General features: G+C 71.2%; 11 protein-coding genes. 8 read left to right on the forward strand and 3 right to left on the reverse strand.

Features of this window, described 5'->3' with window-relative positions; all coding sequences use genetic code 11:
- The first annotated feature begins 140 nt into the window (after positions 1-140).
- Genes AMYBE_RS0139180 through AMYBE_RS0139195 form a run of 4 tightly spaced genes read left to right on the forward strand, consistent with a single transcriptional unit; the run spans position 141 to position 3,723 of the window.
- The gene (locus tag AMYBE_RS0139180) at positions 141-734 is read left to right on the forward strand and encodes a helix-turn-helix transcriptional regulator (RefSeq protein ID WP_020664870.1); all 594 of its coding nucleotides are present in this window, start codon (positions 141-143) and stop codon (positions 732-734) included.
- 15 nt (positions 735-749) lie between these two features.
- Positions 750-2,015, forward strand: a complete 1,266-nt coding sequence (locus AMYBE_RS0139185) for an ABC transporter substrate-binding protein (protein WP_020664871.1) — start codon at positions 750-752, stop codon at positions 2,013-2,015.
- Between the two features lie 5 nt (positions 2,016-2,020).
- Positions 2,021-2,902 (forward strand): carbohydrate ABC transporter permease, encoded by an 882-nt coding sequence (locus tag AMYBE_RS0139190; RefSeq protein WP_020664872.1) that lies wholly within the window; start codon positions 2,021-2,023, stop codon positions 2,900-2,902.
- On the forward strand, positions 2,899-3,723 hold the full coding sequence (locus AMYBE_RS0139195; protein ID WP_020664873.1) for a carbohydrate ABC transporter permease: 825 nt from the start codon (positions 2,899-2,901) through the stop codon (positions 3,721-3,723). Before AMYBE_RS0139190 ends, AMYBE_RS0139195 begins: the two co-directional genes overlap by 4 nt.
- A 198-nt stretch (positions 3,724-3,921) precedes the next feature.
- Here AMYBE_RS0139195 and AMYBE_RS0139200 read toward each other — a convergent pair whose 3' ends face one another.
- Both AMYBE_RS0139200 and AMYBE_RS0139205 read right to left on the reverse strand, forming a co-directional pair.
- Positions 3,922-7,530 carry an ATP-binding protein gene (locus AMYBE_RS0139200; RefSeq protein ID WP_027928493.1) on the reverse strand — a complete coding sequence of 1,203 codons (3,609 nt, stop codon included), beginning with the start codon at positions 7,528-7,530 and terminating at the stop codon, positions 3,922-3,924.
- 63 nt (positions 7,531-7,593) lie between these two features.
- Positions 7,594-10,866 (reverse strand): ATP-binding protein, encoded by a 3,273-nt coding sequence (locus AMYBE_RS0139205; protein ID WP_020664875.1) that lies wholly within the window; start codon positions 10,864-10,866, stop codon positions 7,594-7,596.
- Between the two features lie 395 nt (positions 10,867-11,261).
- Here AMYBE_RS0139205 and AMYBE_RS0139210 point away from each other — a divergent pair, with 395 nt between their 5' ends.
- The 4 genes from AMYBE_RS0139210 to AMYBE_RS0139225 all read left to right on the forward strand — a co-directional run bounded on the left by AMYBE_RS0139210 (position 11,262) and on the right by AMYBE_RS0139225 (position 13,879).
- Positions 11,262-11,531 (forward strand): WXG100 family type VII secretion target, encoded by a 270-nt coding sequence (locus AMYBE_RS0139210; RefSeq protein WP_020664876.1) that lies wholly within the window; start codon positions 11,262-11,264, stop codon positions 11,529-11,531.
- On the forward strand, positions 11,528-11,794 hold the full coding sequence (locus AMYBE_RS0139215; protein WP_027928494.1) for a WXG100 family type VII secretion target: 267 nt from the start codon (positions 11,528-11,530) through the stop codon (positions 11,792-11,794). Before AMYBE_RS0139210 ends, AMYBE_RS0139215 begins: the two co-directional genes overlap by 4 nt.
- A 109-nt stretch (positions 11,795-11,903) precedes the next feature.
- Entirely contained in the window at positions 11,904-12,530 is a 627-nt protein-coding gene (locus AMYBE_RS0139220) for a response regulator transcription factor (RefSeq protein ID WP_020664878.1), read from the forward strand.
- A 26-nt stretch (positions 12,531-12,556) separates the two neighbouring features.
- Positions 12,557-13,879, forward strand: a complete 1,323-nt coding sequence (locus tag AMYBE_RS0139225; RefSeq protein WP_020664879.1) for an amidase — start codon at positions 12,557-12,559, stop codon at positions 13,877-13,879.
- Between the two features lie 114 nt (positions 13,880-13,993).
- On the opposite strand, the gene AMYBE_RS43105 is transcribed toward AMYBE_RS0139225, so the two are convergent.
- Positions 13,994-15,349 carry a coiled-coil domain-containing protein gene (locus AMYBE_RS43105; RefSeq protein ID WP_020664880.1) on the reverse strand — a complete coding sequence of 452 codons (1,356 nt, stop codon included), beginning with the start codon at positions 15,347-15,349 and terminating at the stop codon, positions 13,994-13,996.
- Between the last annotated feature and the right edge of the window lie 110 nt (positions 15,350-15,459).

A 15,459-nucleotide genomic window follows, 5' to 3' on the forward strand; every position in this document is an offset into this window, starting at 1 on the left:
GCGGTCGCCCGGCCCCCGCGAGAGGCCCGGCTTCACCCGGTGAAGAATAGTCGCGTATCGGCTAGAGATTTCGTGAAGCCGCCGTCGCCACACTGGCCTGGCACACGACACGCGGAGGTTTCGCGACCGGGGAGGCAGTGATGAATCAGGTCAAGGTGGCGGCATGGGCTTCGGACCCGATCACGCTGGCGGGTCTGATCGACCACCTGCGCACCCGCCGCGAGGTCCGGGTGATGCCCGGCCAGCAGCGCGGCGAGGCCGCCGTGCTGGTGTTCGCCGCGAACCGGGTCACCCGCGAGGTGAAGGCGGCGCTGCGGGCCGCGGCGACCGAGACGCCGGCCGCGATCGTGTTCGTCGCCGGCTACGTGGACCCCGACGACCTGGCCGAGCTGGCCGCCTGGCACGTGGCCGCGGTGCTGCCGCGCGACGCGATCGGCGGCGACCAGCTGGTGCGCAGCATCGTGGCGGCCGCGTCCGGCCGGGAGACGTCCATGCGGGATCTGCTGCACCAGGCCGAGAACCTGCGCGGCAACGGCGACCGCAGCACCCTCTCGCCGCGCGAGGTCGACGTGCTGCGGCTGATGGCCGAGGGCTGGGACACCGCGGAGATCGCGAACAAGCTCTGCTACTCCGAGCGGACCGTCAAGAACGTGATCTACGGTATGACGAACCGGCTCAAGCTGCGCAACCGGCCGCACGCCGTCGCCTACGCACTCCGCGCCGGAGTGATCTGAAAGGTTGCCCACCACGTGCGAAAGCTGACCTGGCGCCCGGCCGTTGCCGTGCTTGCCGCCGCCGTCCTGCTCGGGGTTTCCGGGTGCGGCTCCGCCTCGTCCGAGGGGAAGGTCACGCTCAGCGTGGCGACCTTCGGCGAGTTCGGCTACGCGCCGCTGTTCGAGCAGTACGAAAAGGACCACCCAGGCATCCAGATCCGCAGCCGGGTCACCGATTTCGACACCCACTTCAAAACGCTGGCCACCCAGCTGGCGGCCGGGCGCGGCGCGGCCGACGTGGTCGCGGTCGAAGAGCAGTACCTGCCGAAGTACATCCGGGCCAAGGACAAGTTCGTCAACCTCGCCGACTACGGCGCCGCCAAGCTGAAGGACCAGTGGGCGGCCTGGAAGTGGGCGCAGGGCACTTCCGGCGACTACGTGTTCGGGCTCGGCACCGACATGGGCAGTCTCGCCCTGTGCTACCGCCGCGACCTGTTCCAGCAGGCCGGGCTGCCGGCCGATCGCAAGGACGTCGCCGCGCTGATGCCGGACTGGCAGAGCTACGCGAACGTCGCCGCGCGGTTCACGCAGAAGATGCCGGACGTGAAGTTCGCCGACTCGGCGGGCACGGTCTACACCGCGATGCTCAACCAGTCGCCGCAGAACTACTTCTCAGACCAGGACGATTCGTACATCGCGGACCGTAATCCGAGCGTGCGCAACGCCTTCTACCTGTCCGGCGGTCTCGCGCAGGCGCACGAAACGGCCGGTGCGACCACCTACACCCAGGCCTGGAACGTCGCGATCAAGCAGGGCAAGTTCGCCACCATCGCGTGCCCGGCCTGGATGCTCGCGCAGATCAAGGAAGCCGGCGGGGACCCGGTTCGCGGCAAGTGGGACGTCACCACGGTGCCGGGGGACAGCGGCAACCAGGGCGGTTCGTTCCTCGCCGTGCCGAAGCAGAGCGCGCATCCGAAGGAAGCCTACGAGCTCGCGCAGTGGCTCACCGCGCCCGCGCAGCAGAAGCGGCTTTTCCTGTCCGACGGGATCCTGCCGAGCGAACCCGCCGTGTACAAGGATCCGCAGGTCATCGCGCACACCGATCCGTACTTCTCGAACGCGCCGGTCGGCGAGATCTACGCCGCGTCCGCGGATCGGCTCCGGCCGAACTACCGCGGGCTGCACGACGCCGACGTGCGCCCCGAGTTCGGCCGCGCGCTGGGCCGGATCGAGGAAGGCTCCGAGCAGCTCGACGACGCCTGGGCCGACGCGGTCCGGATGGGCCGCGACGCGATCAAGTAGCCATTGTGGACCGCAAGCTCTCGCCCTACGCCTTCATCCTGCCGTTCTTTGTCCTGTTCGGACTGTTCGGCGTCTTTCCGCTGCTTTACACGTCCTGGGTTTCGCTGCACCGCTGGGACCTGCTGGCCGGCCCGTCCGGCGGCCTCGGGCTCGCGAATTACGCCGAGCTGTTCTCCGACTCGCGGTTCTACAACGCGCTGTTCAACACGATCAGCATCTTCCTGCTCGCCGCCGTCCCGCAGTTTTTCCTCGCGCTCGGCATCGCCGCGCTGCTGAACCGGTCGCTGCGCGCCGCGACCTGGTGGCGGGCCGGGCTGCTGCTGCCGAACCTGGTGTCCGTCGTGGCCGTCGGCTTGGTCTTCGCGCAGCTCTACAGCTCCGGCTACGGCGTGGTCGACGAAGTGCTCGGCTGGTTCGGCGTGCCGCCGATCTCTTGGCAAGCGCATCGGTGGTCGTCGCATTTCGCGGTGGCGACCATGGTGATGTGGCGCTGGACCGGATACAACGCGCTGATCTACCTGGCCGCGATGCAGGCCGTGCCACCGGACCTCTACGAGGCCGCCGCACTGGACGGCGCGTCGCGATGGCGTACCTTCTGGTCGATCACCGTTCCCGGCATCCGGCCGACGATCGCGTTCACCGCGGTGGCGGGCACGGTGAACGGGCTCCAGTTGTTCGCCGAGCCGCAGCTGTTCGACGCGACCGGCAGCGGCAGCGGCGGCAACGACCGGCAGTTCCAGACGCTCACGATGTATCTGTACGAGAAGGGGTTCGGCAAGTTCGACGCCGGCTACGCGGCGGCGTTGTCCTGGGTGATGTTCGTGGTATGCCTGCTGTTCGCGCTCTTCAACTACCGGTTGGTCCGCCGGTTCGTGAGCGCGCCGTGAGCCGCGGGCGGGCCGGGGCGTGGGTGTACGCGGTCCTGATCGGACTGGTCGCCGCGTCGCTGTTCCCGCTGTACTGGTCCTTCGTCGTGTCCACCCGGGACAATGCCTCGATCGGCGAAACCGCGCCGTTGCTGCTGCCCGGCGGGCACCTGTTCGAGAACGTCCGCCGGGTCTTCGACACGGTGGATTTCTGGCAGGCGATGGGCAATTCGCTGATCGTCTCGACCACCGTGATGGTGTCCAACGTGGTCCTGTCCAGCTTCGCCGGGTACGCCTTCGCCCGGCTGCGTTTCCGTGGCCGCAACACGTTGTTCCTGATCGTCGTCGGCTCCGCCATGGTGCCCGCCCAGCTGGGGGTGATCCCGCTGTACCTGATGGTCAGCGACTTCGGCTGGGCTGGCCAGCTGGAGTCGGTGATCGTGCCCGCGCTGGTCAGCGCGTTCGGCGTGTTCTGGATGCGCCAGGCGTGCGAGGGCGCGATCCCGCAGGACCTGGTGGACGCGGCCACTATGGACGGCGCCTCACTGCTGCGGACCTTCTGGCACGTCGCGGTTCCGTCGATCCGTCCACAAGCGACAGTGTTGGCGATGGTGACCTTCCTGGGCGCGTGGAACGACTACTTCTGGCCGCTGGTGGCGCTGGGACCAGGCGACACGCCGACTGTCCAAGTCGCGTTGTCCCAGCTGGCCAGCGGCTATTTCACCGACTACGCCCTGATGCTCACCGGAGCGACTTTGGCCGTGCTGCCGGTCATTCTGCTGTTCCTGCTGCTCGGACGGAATCTGGTCCGCAGCGTCTCGACCGGGGTGCGGTACGGCTAGTGCCGCGCGATTCTGTCCGTGTTACGGCGGAACTGCCGCGAAGGGGCCCTTGCCGGACTCAGATTCCCTCAAGGGGTCCTTCGCGGACCTAGGTCGCTTCGGCCGTCACCGGCGTCAAGGTCCGCCTCGTCCAGACCAGCCCCTCGCGGGACAACGGACTTTCGGCAACCGATCCGGCCGTGGCGCCGCCTGACTTTGTCAACCGGTCCGTCGGGTGACGGTGCTGGCCAACTCGCTGCGCGACGGTGCGTCCAACTTCCCCAGCAACCGTGCCACATGCGCCTGTACCGTCCGCCGGGGCAGGCTCAGCGCGGTCGCGATCTCCGGATTCGACCGGCCGTCCGCGACCAGTTGCGCGATGCGTACCTCCAGCGTCGACAGCGACTCCCATCCGCGCCCCGGCTGCGCTGGCGCCGGGGACGCACTCCGCTGCACACCCAATGCCCGCAACCGAGACTCCGCGTGCGTCAGGTCCCACTTCGCCGACAGCTCCGCATACAGCGCTGCTGCCTCGTCGAACGCCTGCTGCGCCGCGTCCAGCCGGCCCACGCGGGCGAGCAGCACCGCCGCGTCCTCCAACGCGCTCGCCAGCTCAGGTTTCCTTCCCACCGAACGAAAATGCTCTGCGGTCCGCAGCACCGGCGCGGGATCCTCGGCCAGGAGCCCCCGGCACCATTCCGCCGCCGCGAAGGCCCGCGCCGGAACCACTTCCTTGGCCGCTTCCTCGACGCACACCGCCAGCGCCCGCTCTGCCGCCGTCCGGTCGCCTGCCGCCAGCGCGATCTGCGCGAACTGCGGCAACCACTGATGCCGCAGCATCATCTGCGCGTAGGTCGGGTTCAGGATCGGCTCCAGCACCCGGATCGCCTTCGGCAGATCATCCTGCTGGTAGGCGACAAGAGCGTGCGCGGCCAGCAGGAAGTCGAAGCTCTCCCGTTCCGCGCTCGTCGCCGGCGCGTACTCCTCCGCCGCGTCGAGCAACGCGGCCGCATGGTCGAGCTCGCCCCGCCGCGCCGCGATCAGGGCCGCGACCCCGTGCAGCAGCAGCGCAGCGGGACCCGGCTCCCGCAATCCGAAGAAGGTGATCGCCGGCCCGTCCTCGGTCACCGTGTCCAGCTCGACCAGCGCCTCGTCCCACCGGCCTTCCCAATACCGGTGCACCGCGACCGAAACCTGCAACCCGCTCGGCATGCTGTGCCGCCGCGTCACCTCCGCGGCTTCTTGCAGCGTCCGGTTGGCGTCGTCCAGCCGGTCGAGGTTCTGCAGGGTGAAGACGCGATTGTCCAGCAGATCCACATGCAGATCCGCCAGCTCGGGAGCGTCGCCGACCGCTGCCAGCGCTTCGTCCACGTGCTGCAACGCGCTGGCATGATGCCGTCGCACCGAATCCACCAGCCACAGCGTCTGCAGCGCGTGCGCGGTGAGGTAGCCGTCGCCATTCGCCGAGGCTCGGGCGCGGTGCGCGTTCTCCTCGGCGACGTCCAGGTCGTCCAGCCCGCCGCGGCGGAAGTTCGCGAGCAGGTGGCGGCCCTTGACCCGCCACAGCTCCGGCACCGAGGGGTCCTCCGCCGGATTTCCCAGCGTCTCCACGGCCAGCTCCACCTCGCCCCGCCGGAACCGCAGCGCGGACACCACATGCCGCATCTCGGCCGCGTTGTCCGGGTCGTGGGCCAGCTCGAATGCTTGCAGGGCAAGCTCTTCCGGGTTCCGTTCGAGCCGGAACAACACTCGGACCAGCGCGACCAGCAGCGTCTCGCGCCGCGGATCGGCGGCGGAGATCCCGGCCAGGGCGCGTTCCAGCAGTTCGACCGCGATCAGCGGTGCCCGGTTCGACACCGCGCCCTGGTGCCGCGCGAGCCAGTCCAGCACCCACGGGTCCACAGTGGACGGGACGGCCACCAGCTGCTCGGCGACCCGCTTGACCGGCGCGCCGATCCCGGCCAGCGCCTCGGCCGCCTGCCGGTGCTGCGCGGCCCGGGTTTCCGGCGGCTGGCTGTGGTACAACGTCTGCCGCAGTAACGGAAACCGGAACGCGAGCTGGGTCCCGGTGTCCACCAGGATGTTGTCCGCCAGCGCCGCTTCGAGCGGGCCAAGCAGGTCCGACGGCCGCCGCCCGAGCACCGCCGCGATGTCGCCGACAGCGAACTCCATGCCGAGCACCGCGCCCCAGGACAGCACCTGGCGGGTCTCCTCGGGCAGCAGCTCCAGTCGCCTGCCCACCGCGGCCGCGACCGATTCCGGCGGCTCGAAGCGCAGCGGGTCCGAGACGTCGACGCGCTCACCGCTGCGCTCGATCGCGTCCGAATGCTGCAGCGCCTCGAGCATTTCCTTGAGGTACAGCGGATTCCCGTCGGCCCGGGCGCAGAGCTCGCGCAACCGCGGCCCCGGCTCCGCGCCCAGCTGCCGCTCCGCCAGCCGCCGCACGTCGTCGTCGCCGAGCGGGCCGAGTTCCAGCACGACCCCGTCGCGCATTTCGACGCCGCGCCGCAGCGGGAGGATTTCCGTGCGCTCCGGGACCGGCCGCGTCGCCGCGACCAGCAGCAACGGCAGCTGCCGGGTCGCCGCGCACAGCCGATGCCACACCAGGACACTCGACTCGTCGGCCCACTGCAGGTCGTCTACCACCAGCAGCATCGGCGATTCGGCGCACAGTTCGTCCACCAGGGTGAGCAGCTGGTCGACCGAATCCAGCACCGGGTCGCCGCCCCGCAGCTCCTCGCTGGCCCGCGCGACGCGGGCGCGGCGCGGGTCTGGCGAATGCGCGTCGATCGCCAGGCACTCGTGCATCACCTGCAGCGGGAACCGCATGCTCAGCTCGTCCGCGGCCACCCAGGCGACCTGCAGACCGGGCACTTCGCCGAACGCGTGCGCGAGCAGTTCGGACTTCCCGATCCCGGCTTCGCCCTCGATCCAGACCGCTCGGCCGCGGCCTCCCCGGACCTCGCCGAGCAGCCGGCGCAACTGCTGGGTCTCGATGTCCCTGCCCAGCAACGGATCCGGGGCCGTCGGCTCGGGCGCGGCGGCCGGCCGGGGGAGATCCAGCGCCGGATCTTCGGCCAGGATGCGCTGGTGCAGTCCGCGCAGTGCCGATCCGGGCTCGACGCCCAGCTCGGCGCGGATCGTCCGGCGGGCGTCGCGGAACACGTCCAGCGCGTCGGAATGCCGGCCGCTGCGGTAAAGCGCGAGCATCAGCGATTCCCGCAGCGATTCCCGCAGCGGATGTTCGGCGGTGAGCGCGGTCAGCTCCGCGATGACGTCCTGGTGGCCGCCGATCGCCAGTTTGCTGCGCGCGGCCTGTTCGAGCGTGTCCAGCCGCAGCTCGGCCAGATGTGCGCGGTGCCGTTCCGCGAACTCGCCGGGAACCCCGGACAGCGCCTCGCCGTGCCACAACGCCAGCGCGGCGCGCAGTTCGGCAACCGCGCGGTCGTGTGCACCGGCTTCGGCTTCTTGCCGAGCAGCGGCCCGATGCTGCTCGAACTCCGTCGCGTCCAGCGCCTCCGGCGCCAGCCTGAGCGTGTAGCCCGCCGGGCCGGATTCCAGCACGCTCGACGCGGCCCACCGCGTGCGTTCGGGCTCCAACGCCCGGCGCAGCCCGGAAATGTAGGTGTGCACACTGCCTTCGACACTCGCCGGCGGCGATTCGCCCCACACTCCGGCGATCAGCTCGGCGCGCGGCACCGGCCGTCCGGCGGCGACCGCCAGCATGGCGAAGACGGCCCGCTGCCGGGCGGGCCCGAGCGAGATCTCCGCCGGCCCGCGCCAGGCGCGCAACGGGCCGAGCACCGCTACCCGCAAGTCCCCTGGCATGTCGTTCCATTCGACGTGTTAACCGAGTTTACCGGGAGATCCTGGACGCCAGTCCACCCCGGTTCACTCGCCGGCGGCGCGGACCCGGACCGGACTGGCCCGCCGGATGCCGTAGGGCTGCATCCGCGATTCGGCCCGGCGCACGTCCCAGGCCGCGCCGAGCGAGGTGTAGCTGGTGAGCGCGGCGAGGAACGCCGAACGCGCCTCGTCTAGCCGGCGGTACTCGGCGAGCAGGATCGCAGCGTCCTCGCTGGCCCGGGCGTGCTTGAGCATCCGGCCGGCCGCTTCGTAGTGCTTCGCCGCGCCCAGGATCGCGTCCGGGTCGGCGGTCACCAGGCCGCGGCAGTGCGCGGTCGCCGCGGTGTGCGCGGGCGGGGTTTCGTAGCCACGACTGTCGTACCCGCCGGTGTCGCCGAGCAGCCGCAGCGCCTGGAACGCGTGTGCCTGGTCGCCCAGCTGCATCGCGAGCCGGGCCAGATCGGGCAGCCACTGCTGGCGTGCCGACGGCGGATAGTTCTGCTCCAGCAGCGGCACCAGCGCGGCGAGCGCCGCCCTCGGCTGGCCTTCCAGCTCGGCCAGCTGGGCGCGCGCGGCGAGCAGGTAGTCGCCGCCGTTCGGTTCGAGCCCGTGCGGGAACTGGTGCCGGGCCGCCGCGTCCAGGTGTGCGCGAGCCTCTTCGGGCTCGTCCCGGTGGCTCGCGATCAGCGCGCCGACGCCGTGCACCAGCAGGGCGGAACCCGGGCTGCGCAACACATACGACGCGGTTTCCGCGCCGCCCCGGATCACCGTGTCGAGTTCGGCCCGCGCCTCGCCCCAGCGGCCGCGCCAGTAGTAGTGCACGGCGCCGGCCAGGTGCATTTCGCCGGGCACTGCCCGCGTCGCGGCCAGCCGCCGCGCGGTGCTGAGGTCGGCGTCGTTGTCGATCCCGTCCAGTACGCCCAGCTCGGACAGATCCGGCTCGGCCGCCTGGTGATCGGCGGCGAACCGCTCGATGGTGGCGCGCAACGTCTCGTGCCGGCCTCGCCACATCTCGGGCACCCGCGGATCAGCGAGGGTGCGCCCGACCTCCGCCGACGCTTCGGCGAATTCGCCGCGCCGGTAGTAGATGTAGGCGAGGATCCAGCGCATTTCCGCGGCCTGTCGGCTGTCTTCGGTCCGCGCGACCACCGAGCGCGCTTCCGCTTCCGGCTCCCGGCCGAGCCAGAACAGCAGCCGGGCGAGCGTGGCGGTGAGCGGTTCGCGCGCGCTGGCGGGCAACGCGGTCTGCTTGACCACCTGCTTGAGCAGATCCACCGCCATCCGCGGCGACTGCGCGGCGACCGTGCCGATGTGCTCGACCAGCCAAGCAGCGACCCACGGATCCACCTGTGCGGGTGCGGCGGACAGCTGTTCGGCGACGCGGTCCGGGCCGGCTCCCGCGCGGTCGAGCGCTTCGGCGAGCTGCCGGTGCAGCGCGACGCGCATCGCGGCCGGCGTCTTTTCGTACAGCACGCGGCGCAGCAGCGGATGCCGGAAGGCGAGCTGGTCGCCGGACTCGGTGAGCACCCCGGCGGCAAGCGCCTCTTCGACCGCGCCGACGAGCGCGGTCGGGGCGCGCTCGGTGGCGATCGCGATGTCGGCGAGCGAGAATTCCTTGCCCAGCAACGCCGCCCAGCGCAGCATTTCGCGGGTGCCGCTGGAGAGGAAGATCAGGTACAGCGTCACCCGAGAGCCGAGCGGAGACGGGATCGAACGGCACGAGGAGCCGTCGATGATCGCGTGCGCACCGTCGAGCAGCACCATCGAATTGGCGAGCAGCGTCTCGACGATTTCGACGGCATAGCGGGGATTCCCGGCAGCGTGCGAGAGGAGCAGGGCGAACATCCGGTCCGGCGGAGCGCCGGTGAGATGGCTCGCGAGCTGGCGGATATCGTTGTGCGGCAACGGTTCCAACTGGAGCAAGGTGGTCGGGCCGGCCGCCAGGTCCGCGCGCAGTGCTTCGAGTGCGGCGGGCTGGGGCAGCGGCCGGCAGGCGCCGACCAGCAGCAGCGGCAGCCGCCGGGTTTCGCGCGCGAGGTGCCGCCACGCCCGCAGCGTCGTTTCGTCGGCCCACTGCAGATCGTCCACGACCAGTGCGAGCGGCCCCTCCGCGCACAGCTGCCGGACCAGCCGGAGGATGCCGTCGATCGGGTCCAGGTCCGGGTCTTCGGCCAGCGCGACGGCCAGCTCTGCCCGGCGCAGGTCCGAGGCGCGCGGGTGCACGCCCAAGGCGTCCAGCAGCGGTCGCAGAGCGAAGCCCTGGTCCAGCGCGTCCGCCGCGGCGAACAGCGCCGAGCAGCCGCTCTCGTGCGCCATCGCGACTGTCTCGGCGAGCAGCGCCGTCCGGCCGATGCCTGGCTCGCCCTTGACCCAGATCGAGTGCCCGAGCCCGCCGGCGAGCCCCGCGACGGCCTCGCCGATCGCCAGCAGCTCGTTCTCGCGGCCGACGAACGAGGCTGGCCGCGGTGGCTGGACCGGCAGCGGGAACCGGGGTACCCGGGTGGCCGGCGTCGGCAGCTTCGGGGCGGACTGACTGGCAGCTTTGCCGGCGGCGAGCAACCGCTCGTACCGCTCCCGCAGCGCCGGACCCGGTTCGGTGCCGGATGCCTCGACCAGCCGCTCGCGCAGCTCGGTGTAGACAGCGAGTGCTTCGTGATGGCGGCCGGCATGGTCGAGCGCTCGCATGAGCAGGCCGTGCAACGGCTCTCGGAACGGGTGGTCGGCGGCGAGCTCGCCGAGTTGCGCGACGAGCCCGGAGTGGTCGCCGGCGTCCATCGCCAGCTCTGCCCGGCGTTCGACAGTGGCCAGCCGCAGTTCCTCCAGTCGCACCCGCTGAGCGCTCGCGTACTGCCCGGAAAGGCATTGCAGCGGCGCGCCGTCCCATTCGGCGAGTGCCGCGTCGAACTGCGTGCGCGCCTCGGCGGGCCGTCCTTCGGCGAGCAGCCGGTGGCCGAGGTCGCGCAGCGCGGAGAACCGGTGGACGTCGATCTGGTCGGGGTCCACGCAGAGCGAGTAGCCGGAGCCGGTGGAGGCGATCAGCCGCGATTCGGCGCCTTTGCGCCGTCCTGGCTCGAGGACGCGGCGCAGACCGGAGACGTAGGTGTAAATGCTGCCCTGCGCGCTGGCCGGCGGCGAATCGCCCCACACCGCGTCGATGAGCGCTTCCCGGGAGACCGTGCGGTTCGCGGCGAGCGCGAGTACCGCGAAGACAGTGCGCCGATGAGCGGAACCGAGGTCGAGCTGCCGGTCGCCGAGCCAGGCCCGCACCGGTCCGAGCAGCTGGATCTCCGGCGCTGGGACGCCGCCGGATGCCGACATCGGTCTCCCTTCACGCGCTGACTGTTCGTCACACGCCGGACGCCACTGGTGAGCTTACGCCGAAAAGGTGACGTACCGGGACTGGCAGAGGTTGCTTTCCGCCGTCTTGTCCAGCGAATTGTCCGGTGGACACGGGTCGCGGCAGTGACCGGCCCGTGAACGCCGGGCAAACCGCGCGGCCGCCCCGGCAGGCACACCTGTCAGACAAAGGGGCAGCTCCGGTTTCCGCTGGCGAATCGGTGCGGCAGCCTCGGATTGGGACCCGCGCGCACCCGCGCGCGGACTCCGAAACCGTCCCGCGGTTGCTGTCGCACTGGTCCGGACCTGCGCAGGGTCTGGCCCGAGGCCGCCGCGCCGGTGCCGGAAGTCCCTGGTCGGACAGTGAGGAAGAGGCATTGGACCCGGTCGGAGCCCAGCCCGGCGAGGCTGCCCGGTTCGCGGCGGCGATCGACGCCGCGAACTCCTGCTTCGGTGAGGTCAACAGCGAGATGGCGGCGCTGCAGGCGTCCTGGCGCGGCGAGGCGTCCGCCCGGTTCGGCCAGGCGATGAACGACTGGGAGCAGCAGTTCGATCGCATTCTGGGCAGTCTGGCAGACCTGGTGCAGGTCGCGCACGCCGCCACGAATCGCTCAGATGAGCGCGCGAGATGCGCTGGCCGCCGATGAGCGGCCTCGATCCCGGCTTCGGCCCGGCCGCCGAGGTGCTGGCCCGGCTGCGCGGCACGACCGGCGACCTCGGCGCGGTGCTCGCCGAACTGGAGTCGGCGGTGGAGCCGGGCGTGGCGGACTGGCCGGTCGAGGCCCAGGCCCGCTACCGGGCCGCCAAGCGGGAGTGGACCGCCGCGCTGGAACTGATGCCCGGTTGTCTGGACCGGGCCGCCGAAGCGTTCCGCGAGATCGCCGCCGAAGAGCCGGATATAGGCAGCTGACCTGCGCAAACCCCGAGATTCTTCAGAACTCTTCACGGGCGTGCGAGAAAACGTGAAGTCTCGCCCGACACACTGCGTGCAGACGTTGTCGAGGGGCGTAGGAGTTGCCGTGAAGCTGGTCAAGGTCGCAGTGCTGGCGTCGGACCCGATCACCCGGGCGGGCGCGACGAGCCTCCTCGGGTCCCGCCCGGAGCTGGTGCTGGTCGCGCCGGACGCGGCGGACGTCGTCCTGGTGATGGAGGAGCACGTCACCGACCGGGTGCTCTCGCAGGTCCGGGAACTGGGCAAGCTGTCGGAGCAGCCGGCCGGGCCGCACCTGGTGATCGTCGTCGACCACTTTCGCGAAAGCGACCTGATGTCTGCCGTGGAGTGCGGCGTCGTCGCGATTCTGCCGCGGCGGGAGACCGGCGGTGCCGAGCTGGTGTCGGCGGTGCTGTCCGCCGGCGACGGCACCGCGACCCTGCCGCCGCGACTGCAGGGCGCGCTGCTTTCGCAGGTCCAGCGGATGCGCCGGGACGTACTGGAGCCGAACGGCCTCACCCTGTCCGGCCTCGCGTCTCGCGAATGCGACGTGCTGCGGCTGGTCGCGGAGGGCTACGGCACCGAAGAGATCGCCGCGAAGCTCTGTTACTCGGAGCGGACCGTGAAGAACGTGCTGTACGGCTTGATGACCCGGTGCGGCCTGAACAACCGTGCGCACGCGGTCGCCTACGCCCTGCGTGCCGGTGCCATCTAGGCAGTAGTTGGCTTTATGGTCCTGACATGGTGCAGACGGCGGTAGAGATCGCTCGCGGCGTGCGAGCAGGGGAGCTGGACCCGGTCCAGGTGACCGAGGAAGCCCTGGCCAGGATCGCAGCCGCGGACGGCGTCGTAGGCGCCTTCCGGCGAGTGCGAGCAGCCGAAGCCCGAGCGGAGGCCGCCGAACTGGCCGCGCGCCCGGATCTGGCCTCGCTGCCGCTGGCCGGCGTCCCGGTAGCGGTCAAGGACGTCACCGAGGTGGCCGGCGAATACGCCGGCTGGGGCTCGACTGCGGGCCCCCGTACGCCCGCCGCCGAGGACGGGCTCATCGCCGCCCGCCTGCGCGCCGCCGGCGCGGTGATCGTCGGCCTGACCCGGGTGCCGGAGCTGTGCATCTTCCCGAGCAGCGACGACCCGGACGGCATCGCCCGCAACCCCGGCAACCCGACCTACACCGCAGGCGGCTCGTCCGGCGGAAGCGCCGCGGCCGTCGCGGCCGGCCTGGTCCCCGTCGCGCACGGCACGGACGGACTGGGTTCGATCCGCCTCCCCGCGGCGATGTGCGGAATCGTCGGCCTGAAGCCCGGCCGAGGCGTCATCAAGGAGCAGGAAGCCGGCTGGTTCGGCCTCTCCACGCACGGTCCGCTTGCCACGACCACCGCGGACGCCGCGCTGCTTCTCTCCGTGCTGGCAGACCGTCCGGAATGGACGGAGGTGGCCGAGCCGTCCCGGCAGCGAATCGCCGTCTCCACTCAGGTCCCGTTCACCCGCGCCCCGCTGCCCCGGTCGCTGCGCGCCGCCGTGGACCAAGCGGCCGGGCTGCTGCGCACCGCCGGACACACGGTGGCCCCGGCGACCCCGGCGTACCCGATCCGCGCACTGGGCGGCCTGGTCGCCCGCTGGTTCGCCGGACCGGCCGAGCAAGCTGCCGGCACGTTCGACCTCTCGCGGCTGCAACCCCGCACCCGACGGCACGTGCGGATCGGGCGGTTGACCGCACGCCTCGTGACGGACCGTGCACAAGACGAATGGACAGCGATCGCGGAGCAGTTCTTCGAGACGCACGACGTGCTGGTGACGCCGACGCTGGCGACGCTCCCGCTGAAAGCCCAGCGGTGGCATCAGAAGCCCTGGCTGACGAACGCCGTGCCGTCATCGCGCGTGGCGTCGTTCACCGGCCCGTGGAACCTGGCCGGCTATCCGGCGATGTCGGTGCCGATCTACCGGGAACCAGTGCACGGGCTTGCGATGTGCGTGCAGCTGATCGCGAGGCCCGGGGGAGAAGCCGTACTGCTCGGTTTGGCAGCGGAGCTGGAGGCGGCCAATCCGTGGCCGCGAACGGCGTGACTTGACCGGCTGTTTCACCCGCCGAGTCGGTCCGGCTGACCTGCCGTGAAGGGCCCCTTGAGGGAATCTGATTCCCTCAAGGGGCCCTTCACGGACATCAAGGCGGGGCGAGTCTCAGGCGCGCGGCTTGCCCGCGGTCTGCGGCTGGGCTGCCTTGCCCGCTGCCCGGTTGCCGTTCGTTCCGCTGTCCGCCGGTCCGCTGTGGGCCGACGTGCTGTTGCCTGCGGCCCCATTGCCAGACGTGCTGCTGGCCGACGTGCTGTTGCCGGCCGCCTTGGCCGCTGAGTCGGTGCCTGCTGCGTTCGTCGAGGTCGGCTTGGGCTTCGGCGAAGGCGCATTTGCCGGGGCAGCCGCGCCAGTCGTGCCCGCCGGGGTCGCTGGAGCAGGCGTGTCCTTCTTCTCCGCACCAGCCGGAGCCGCCGCGGTCGAGTCCTTCTTCTCCGTGGCAGCCGGAGCGGCGGCGGCCGAGTCCTTCTTCTGCGCGGCCGTCGAGCCCGAACCCGCCGACGCCCCCGCAACACTGGCCGGCGAAGGATCCGGATTGGCCGGGTCGTCCCCGCCCACCAGCTTCGACGCCACCGGCAACACCGACTCCGCCGGCATCGACGTCAGCAGCCCTTCGCTGCGGCTGAGCACCTCGTCCGCCATCGCCAGGTTCTTCCGGGCCTGTTCGCGGATCTCCGCGAGCCGTTCGACCTTCCGGGTGGCAGCTGTGGTGCGCTGGGCCGCCTGCGTGGTCGCCTCGTCCAGGCGGCGCTTCGCCTCGGTCGTCGCTTCCTCGACGCGCCGGGACGCCTCCGCGGTCGCTTCCGCGATGCGGCGTTCGGCCTGGTTCTTGCTGGCCGTGCGCTGGTCGGCGATCAGCTTCTCGTGCGCGGAGCGCTCGGCGGTGATCTTCGAGTCGAAGTCGCGCTCGATCTTGCGCCGCTTGCGCTCGGCCTCGTTGTCGAGGAGTTCCCGGCGCTGTGCCGCCTCGACGGTCAAGCGCTGGACTTCGGCGCGGGTTTCCTTCAGCGCCGCCTCGTGCTCCGAGTGCAGTGCCTCCGCCTGCTTGTCCAGCTCCTCGACCAGCCGGTGGTAGCGCTCGCGCAGCTTCGTGGACGCCTCGGTGGAGGACGCCCAGTGCTTCTCGGCCGCCACCTGCGCGCGCTTGGTGATCTCGTCCGCGCGCGCGTGCGCCAGCGTGACCGTGCGCTGCATCCGCTCGTCGAGGTCCTCGAGCCGCTCCGGCGGCTTCATCAGCTCCTCGACGCGGGCCTTCAGCTTGGCGTTCTCGCCGCGCGCCGCCTCCAGCTCGCGCGACAGGGTGGTCACCTGGGTCGCCGCCGCGTCGCGGTCGGTCATCAGCCGGTGCAGCTGACCCTCGAGGTGGTCGAGGTACTGCCGCACCTCGTTGCGGTCGAAGCCGCGCCAGGCTTCGGTGTATTCGCGCCGCAGCGGGAGGAGGCCGTTGTCTCGCTCGGGAACCATGCCCACGACCGTACCCGCGCACCTGCGGTCCGTGCCGCCAGGAGTGGTGAATCACCACCCCGGGCCGGCTCCTGGCGCCGAACTCGCCTGAACGGCCTCACCCGCCGGGC

The organism is Amycolatopsis benzoatilytica AK 16/65 (assembly GCF_000383915.1).
Lineage (GTDB): Bacteria > Actinomycetota > Actinomycetes > Mycobacteriales > Pseudonocardiaceae > Amycolatopsis > Amycolatopsis benzoatilytica.

What these genes read in the sequence shown, in the direction of transcription:
- AMYBE_RS0139180 (WP_020664870.1), top strand. Translation starts at nt 141, where the DNA reads ATGAATCAGGTCAAGGTGGCGGCATGGGCTTCGGACCCGATCACGCTG.
- AMYBE_RS0139200 (WP_027928493.1), bottom strand. Translation starts at nt 7,530, where the DNA reads ATGCCAGGGGACTTGCGGGTAGCGGTGCTCGGCCCGTTGCGCGCCTGG.
- AMYBE_RS0139205 (WP_020664875.1), bottom strand. Translation starts at nt 10,866, where the DNA reads ATGTCGGCATCCGGCGGCGTCCCAGCGCCGGAGATCCAGCTGCTCGGA.
- AMYBE_RS0139215 (WP_027928494.1), top strand. Translation starts at nt 11,528, where the DNA reads ATGAGCGGCCTCGATCCCGGCTTCGGCCCGGCCGCCGAGGTGCTGGCC.
- AMYBE_RS0139225 (WP_020664879.1), top strand. Translation starts at nt 12,557, where the DNA reads ATGGTGCAGACGGCGGTAGAGATCGCTCGCGGCGTGCGAGCAGGGGAG.
- AMYBE_RS43105 (WP_020664880.1), bottom strand. Translation starts at nt 15,349, where the DNA reads ATGGTTCCCGAGCGAGACAACGGCCTCCTCCCGCTGCGGCGCGAATAC.